The following is a 7,028-nucleotide window of genomic DNA, read 5'->3' as shown; positions in this document are numbered from 1 at the left end:
CATTATAAATGGTAATAGAATTAGAAGAACATTCAATGAAATCTTTAAGAAGGACATTGGAATCACCAGATGAAACAGAAGAAGAAGTAAAAGGGAAATTAACAGAGCCGTAGATGGTGTTGTATGGCATAGTAGAATGAATAAAAAGAGAGTTATTAGAAGAGTCAGTAATAGTACTATTGCCAGAGATGTTGTAATTAGGAGTATTAGTGATATTAATAGTTTGAGCAAAAAAGGTCCTAGAGGGTAGTATGAGAGAAGTTGTGTTACACAGACAGATAAAAATTTGGATTTAGATAAGATAAAGATTTAGAAGTGCGAGTAACTAAATGTTTGACCAACCTGCTTGTGTGATTTTGTGTTACTTCAACTATTAGTATATTAAATTAATTTGTGATTTGTTTGTAGTATAGCATTTTTATATAATCAAGGTATAATTATTATGAAATGATATTAGTAAACAATGTGTTAATAAAATTAGTAGAAGCGAGTTTATGTGAAGAGCAAATATGGAAAGACGATGAAACTTTAAACAATGGTTTTTATATAAAAATGAAAAATAAAAATCTTTTTGTAACTATTGAAGGTGGAGAGGGATCAGGTAAAACAACGCAGTCAATACTTTTAAAAGAGCACTTGGAACATAAAGGCTACACCGTTGTATTGACTAGAGAACCTGGAGGCACTGTCTTTGCTGAATCTATTAGAAATATAATTTTAAATCCAAAATCAAATCTCACTTCAGAAGCCGAGTTATTTTTGTATGAAGCGGCAAGAGCTCAACATGTGCAAGAAATTGTTATACAGAATTTAAAAAAAGGAGCAGTTGTTATTTGCGATAGATTTACAGATGCTACTGTAGCTTACCAAGGATATGCAAGGAAGCTAGATATTTCTCTTATAAACAAATTAAACAATATAGCTTCGTTAGGAATTAAGCCAATAGTAACTATTTACTTAGATATTAATCCTTTTAAAGGATTAAATAAAGCAAAAGACTTAGATAAAGAATTTTACGGTATAAAAGGTGATAGAATTGAAAGAGAGTCTTTGGAATTTCATAAGAATGTAAGAAAAGGATATTTAGAGCAGGCAAAAAAGTATCCTAACAGAATAAAAGTGGTTAAAACTCAAAGTTCTCCAGAAAAAACACATAAATTAATAAAACAAATTATAGATACGGTTTTATAATGTTTAATAATATTTTAGGACAAAAAAAAGTAAAACAAATACTTCAAGAGCAAATAAAAAACAATAAAATTGCTCATGCTTATATTTTTATGGGACAAGAAGGTGTCGGCAAACATTTAATGGCACAAGAGTTTGCAAAGATCTTAAATTGTACAGTAAATGATTTTACAATTACAGATATTGGTGCATGCGATAGATGCGTATCATGCCAAAAGATATCTAAAGGAGTTAGTCCAGATTTACATTTTATAGATTTTATAAAACAAGCGGAACTTGAAGATGAAGATATAGCAAAACAAAAAGTGTTAAAGATAGAAACTATAAGATATATGCAAAAAGAAATTGCGACAAAAGTTCATGAATCAAAATGGAAAGTTTTTGTAATAGATCCTGCTGAAAAGATGAATATTGCAGCTGCAAATTCTTTACTTAAAACGCTTGAAGAGCCTCCGAACAATACGGTAATAATTTTGATTGCAAAACATAAGGAGACTATACCTAAAACAATAGTATCGCGTTCGCAGATGCTATTTTTTGCTCCAATAGAGCGAAAAGAAATAGTATCTTGGCTTGTAAAGAATAAATCTTTAAGTTTTGATTATGCTCAGGAAGTGGCAAGTTTAAGTGAAGGTTCATTGAAGAATGCAATAAATCTTTTAGAAGACAATCAAAAAGAAAATTTGTCTTTATGGCAAAAGTTGAAAGATAAAAATTTTACCATATTGGATATTTTAGAATTTTCAAAAGAAGCTACTAAAAATAATGCTTTAGACTGTATAGACAGCATGATTGTTCATGCAAAGAAAGATTTTCGGATGTTGCCGCAAGAAAATTTAAGATCTTTAGAGTTACTAAATAAGTATAGAACTTTAATATTAAAAAATGTAAATGCTCAAACGGTTTTAGATAATTTGTTTTTTGATTTATGCGATTTGATATAGAAAATAGAGTTTTTAGACAAACCCAATGGAGATTATTATGTCAATAGTTGTAGCAGTACTGGTTAGGAGAATAAAGGATAGAATATATGCAGAATCTGGTAAAATAAATTTAAGATTAAATGATAAAATTATAGTTGAAACAGAACATGGTGTTGAGTATGGTATTGTGTATGAAATAGTTAAAGATTTTGTAAAAGGAAAAGAGTCTGTAGGTAAAATTTTGAGAAAAGTAACAGAAGAAGATAAAAAAAGATTGGTTGATAACCAAAAAAAAAGTTCGAGGGCTCAAGCTACGGTATCCCAAAAAGTAAGAGAACACAAATTAGATATGAAACTTACCTGTGTAAGCTATACTTTTGATCGTTCCAAACTTTTTATTTACTATACCTCTGAATCAAGGGTAGATTTTAGAGACTTAATTAAAGATTTGGGACATGTTTTAAAAACTAGGATACAAATGGTTCAAATTGGTGTTAGGGACGAGTCTAAAATTATAGGGGGAATAGGAACTTGTGGACAAGTTTTATGTTGTAAAAACTTCTTAAAAGATTTTAATTCTGTAACTATAGATATGGTCAAGGAACAAGAGTTATCTTTAAATACAACTAAGCTTTCTGGCCTTTGTGGTAGACTTATGTGTTGTATAGCTTACGAGAATGATACTTATAAGAATATTAAACAATTTTTACCTGAATTAGGCTCAAATATTTTGACTCCAGAAGGCAAGGGGAAACTAGTTGCTATTGATTGTGTAAGAGAGCGTGTTAGTGTAGATCTTGGCGATAAATTTTTTAAAATATTTACAATTAGACAAATTGAAGATGTAAATGGTGGGAGCAGTAAATGAAATTTTATATTACGACTCCAATTTATTATGTTAATGATATTCCTCACATAGGCCACTCATATACTACAATTGCAGCAGATATTTTAGCTAGATGGAAACGTTTAAATAATTATGATGTGTTTTTTCTTACTGGCACAGATGAGCATGGAGCAAAGATTGCTCAAGCAGCAAAAGAGAAAGGTATTTCGCCTGAAGATCTTTGCAATCAAATGAGCGCAAAATTTAAGGCTGCCTGGAAACTTTTAAATATTTCATATACAGACTTTATAAGAACGACTGAAAGTCGACACTTCGAAAGTGTAGAAAAGATAGTGCAAACATTGTTTGATAAAGGATTGATATTTAAAAAAAAATATGAAGGGCTTTATTGTGTTGGATGTGAAAGGTTTTATGTCTTAAAAGATTTAGATGAAAACGGTTGTTGTTTATTACATAAAACAAAACCTGTCTTACAATTTGAAGAAAATTATTTCTTTAAACTTTCTCAATTTGGTGATGAACTTCTAAAAAGAATAACAGATGCAACTCATCAAGAACATATACAAATTCAACCTGAGGAAAGAAAAAACGAAATTATAGGAAAATTAAAACTTGGATTAGAAGATGTAAGTATTTCTAGAACTGCTATAGAGTGGGGCATACCTTTGCCTTTTGATAAGAGTCAAACTGTGTATGTGTGGATCGATGCTTTGGTAAACTATTTGACAGGAATAGATTTTCCCAAAGAGGAGTTTAAAAAGTATTGGCCAGCAGATGTACATCTAATGGCTAAAGACATTTTGTGGTTTCATAGTGTAATCTGGCCTGCTGTTTTAATGGGAGCAGGAATAGACCTTCCTAAAAAGGTGTATTCTCATGGTTTTTTTACCTTAAATGGTAATAAAATGTCTAAATCTTTAGGAAATGTTATATCTCCAGAAGATCTTGTTAGTAAATATGGAGTAGATTCTACAAGATATCTTACAGTTACACTTATCCCTTTTGGTCCAGATGGAGACATTTCTTGGGAAGGGCTAACTTTGAAATATAATACGGACTTAGCTAACAATCTAGGTAACTTGCTTTCTAGAACGCTTAAAATGGCGGAAAAAAACTTTAACAATATTATACCGCAAACAAAACCTAATTTATATCTTGCTAAGCAAGTTGCAGATATTTTAAAGGATAGTTTTATTTATAATATGGAAAATATTGCTCTTCATAAAGCTGCAGAAAACCTACAAAATGCAATAACTCTTGTGAATCAACAAATAGAGCAAGACGCACCTTGGAAGCTTGCAAAAATAGATAAAGACAAATTAGCTTATTGCATTTATTCTTACTTACAGGCCATAGACATTATTGCAATACATTTGTTATGCTTTATGCCTGAAATTGCACAAAAAATTTGGCATTCTACAGGCGCAACTGGCAATATAGAGGATATAGCAAAAAAATATTTTGCTGATTTTAATATTCCAGATGAGGGTTTTTCTGTTGAAAATGCAAAACTTGGAAATCCAGGGATACTATTTCCGAGATTCCCTTAAGTTTTTTAGAGAAAACAAAGTATATAAAAGAGACAGAAATGATTATAGATACTCATGTTCACATCGCAGATACAAAATTTGATGCTGATAGGAAAGATGTTATACAAAGGGCATTTAACTCAAAGATAAACAAATTAATAGAAATCTCATGTGAAATGTGTTATTGGGAAAAATCATTAGAGCTTATACAACAAGAGAATATTTTTGCTTCTTTTGGTATTCATCCCATAGATGTTTTAAAAGCTGTTAAAAATGACTATGAAAAGTTAGAGTTTTTAATCCAAAACAAAAAATGTGTAGCTGTTGGTGAAATAGGGTTGGACTACCATTATGATAACTCTAAAGAGAATGTTGATGCTCAAAAAAAATCCTTAGAGTTCCAACTTAATCTTGCACAAAAGTATAATAAACCAATTATAGTACATTGTAGAGATGCTTATGATGATATAATTGACTTTCTAAAAAAACGATCATTTGTTCCACAAGGCGTTATCCATTGCTTTTCAGGCAGTTTAGAACATGCAAAAATTTTTGTTGATATGGGTTTTTATCTTGGGATTGATGGTCCGGTCACATACAAAAAATCTGATATTTTAAAAGAAGTTGTTAAGAACATAGCAATAGATAGATTGCTAGTAGAAACGGATTGTCCTTATCTTACTCCGCAAAAATATAGAGGAACACGCAATGAGCCTGCTTATGTAGTGGAAGTTGTAAAAGAAATTGCAAATATAAAAAAGTTAGATTTACAAGAAGTAGAGAAAGTGACAACTCAAAATGCTTTAGTTTTATTTAAAGGGATTAAATGAAAATTTCTTATATTTTTGGAGATAAATTATATTTAAATATAACAAACAGATGTGTGATGGCATGTCCTTACTGCATAAAGCGTAAATGGGAAAATAAATTTTGTGGCAATGACTTAAAATTAGACAAAGAACCTAATACAAACGAAATCATAAGTTCAATTGGTGACCCTAGAAAATATAAAGAAGTAGTTTTTTGCGGGTACGGAGATTGCTTAATTAGGCCTGCTATTGTAAAAAAAGTAGCAGAATGGTTAAAAATGCAGAACATAAAGGTGAGAATTAATACTGCAGGACTTGCAAATTACTATTATGGTAAGAATATTTTAAAAGACTTAGAAGGTTTAATTGATGTTATTTCAATAAGTTTAAACGGTTCTAACCCTCAAGAACACAATTATATGAACAAACCAATGTTTAAAGAAAAATCTTTTGATGAAATATTAAAATTTGTTTTAGAAGCAAAAAAATATATACCAGAAGTTTTTATAACTGCTGTAGAATTTCCTGGTTTTGATATTACAAAAGTGAAAGAAATATCAAAAAGATTAGGTGTTAAGTTTAGGTCACGGCCTTACTTAAACGAAAATGAACAGTAATCCTATTTTGAGAATTTTAAATCTTATTTTTGTAGTGTTACTTTTTTTTGTGCTCCAAAAGTTCGGGATCACGGTTTTTTTACATAGACAGAAAGCTTGCATAAATGTAGATAATGAAGAGTATCAAGTTGTTCCCTACAAAAGCATACCATTAAAAAATATATTGGCTCAAAATAATATTGTTCTTAATAAAGATGATATAGTCTCTTGCGATGTAGAGATGCCAATTAAACCTCTTGCAAAAATAAAAATTGTTCGTGTTACAAAAGAGCAAAAACAAATAACAAAAAAAGTGCCTTTTAGAGTCACTTGGAAAAGACAGTACAACTCAAACTTAAGAAATGTAGAATTACAAAAAGGAGTACAAAAAGATATCAAAAGAACTATAGACCAGGTTTTTTATAATGGTATTTTTCATAATGAAGAAGTCGTAGATGACAAAATCTTATCAAAAGAATATTATCAAGTTGTGTTGTTTTCTTCAGCTAATGTTGTAGAAAAAATTTATGATTTGTCAAAAGCAAAAAGGATTGAAGTTATAGCAACTGCATATTATCCCGGAGATGTGCTTGCTTGGGGAGACGGGACAGTAACAGTTTTAGGGCAAAAAATGCAAAGAGGTATAGTAGCTGTAGATCCTAAAGTTATACCTTTAAAAACAAGGCTTTTTATATCAGGGTACGGTTACGGATATGCCGGAGATACAGGAAACCTCATAAAGGGAAAGCGAATAGATTTGGGTGTAAATAATGAAAAAGAAGAAAAAGCATGGATGTTTAGAAAAACTACAGTGTACATACTAGAAGAATCAGCAACTTATTAGTGCCATATTTAAAATGATAATCTTAATTGAAAAAATTCAGATTTTAAAAAGTAGCTAAATTAAATGGTTTTTAGAGAGATACTAACGTTTTGATTGTATCAAAATGTAAGAACTATACTACCTGCCTTGCCCTTTTTAACGAAAAAAAGGAAAAAGCACTCATAAAAAAGGTGGTTTGGGGGAACCCAAACAGATGTTTTTATATAAAAACATCTAATTTTTGTTTTTTCTAAAAAAGGAGTTGTCCTCTATACAAGTATATATTATTTTACATAATTAGAGTATATTATGT

Annotated in this window: 7 protein-coding genes; all 7 read left to right on the top strand. The window is 30.1% G+C overall.

From position 1 onward, the window contains the following. Positions 1–447 precede the first annotated feature (447 nt). From tmk to LBD57_RS05610, 7 genes are read left to right on the top strand one after another with little or no spacing between them, the layout of a single operon-like run. Complete coding sequence (gene tmk, locus LBD57_RS05640) at positions 448–1,191, top strand: dTMP kinase (protein ID WP_373470361.1); 744 nt, start codon at positions 448–450, stop codon at positions 1,189–1,191. Beyond that, entirely contained in the window at positions 1,191–2,132 is a 942-nt protein-coding gene (gene holB, locus LBD57_RS05635; protein WP_373470360.1) for a DNA polymerase III subunit delta', read from the top strand. Before tmk ends, holB begins: the two co-directional genes overlap by 1 nt. Before the next feature lie 37 nt (positions 2,133–2,169). Continuing rightward, entirely contained in the window at positions 2,170–2,979 is an 810-nt protein-coding gene (locus tag LBD57_RS05630) for a stage 0 sporulation family protein (protein WP_373470359.1), read from the top strand. Continuing rightward, positions 2,976–4,508 (top strand): methionine--tRNA ligase, encoded by a 1,533-nt coding sequence (gene metG / locus LBD57_RS05625; RefSeq protein WP_373470358.1) that lies wholly within the window; start codon positions 2,976–2,978, stop codon positions 4,506–4,508. Before LBD57_RS05630 ends, metG begins: the two co-directional genes overlap by 4 nt. A gap of 38 nt (positions 4,509–4,546) precedes the next feature. Continuing rightward, positions 4,547–5,317 (top strand): TatD family hydrolase, encoded by a 771-nt coding sequence (locus LBD57_RS05620; RefSeq protein ID WP_373470357.1) that lies wholly within the window; start codon positions 4,547–4,549, stop codon positions 5,315–5,317. Beyond that, positions 5,314–5,913, top strand: a complete 600-nt coding sequence (locus LBD57_RS05615) for a TatD family nuclease-associated radical SAM protein (RefSeq protein ID WP_373470356.1) — start codon at positions 5,314–5,316, stop codon at positions 5,911–5,913. The genes LBD57_RS05620 and LBD57_RS05615 overlap by 4 nt, the downstream gene beginning before the upstream one ends. A gap of 49 nt (positions 5,914–5,962) precedes the next feature. Further along, a complete protein-coding gene (locus tag LBD57_RS05610; protein WP_373470355.1) occupies positions 5,963–6,736 on the top strand; it encodes a 3D domain-containing protein in 774 nt (257 codons plus the stop codon). Positions 6,737–7,028 lie beyond the last annotated feature (292 nt).

Source organism: Candidatus Endomicrobiellum cubanum (genome assembly GCF_031278955.1).
Lineage (GTDB): Bacteria > Elusimicrobiota > Endomicrobiia > Endomicrobiales > Endomicrobiaceae > Endomicrobiellum > Endomicrobiellum cubanum.
Note: the sequence above shows the minus strand (reverse complement) of the source record. Positions and strands in the feature narration are given on the sequence as shown.

Excerpts from the sequence above, each read along its gene's own strand:
- holB (WP_373470360.1), top strand. The coding sequence starts at position 1,191 with ATGTTTAATAATATTTTAGGACAAAAAAAAGTAAAACAAATACTTCAA.
- LBD57_RS05630 (WP_373470359.1), top strand. The coding sequence starts at position 2,170 with ATGTCAATAGTTGTAGCAGTACTGGTTAGGAGAATAAAGGATAGAATA.
- metG (WP_373470358.1), top strand. The coding sequence starts at position 2,976 with ATGAAATTTTATATTACGACTCCAATTTATTATGTTAATGATATTCCT.
- tmk (WP_373470361.1), top strand. The coding sequence starts at position 448 with ATGATATTAGTAAACAATGTGTTAATAAAATTAGTAGAAGCGAGTTTA.
- LBD57_RS05620 (WP_373470357.1), top strand. The coding sequence starts at position 4,547 with ATGATTATAGATACTCATGTTCACATCGCAGATACAAAATTTGATGCT.
- LBD57_RS05615 (WP_373470356.1), top strand. The coding sequence starts at position 5,314 with ATGAAAATTTCTTATATTTTTGGAGATAAATTATATTTAAATATAACA.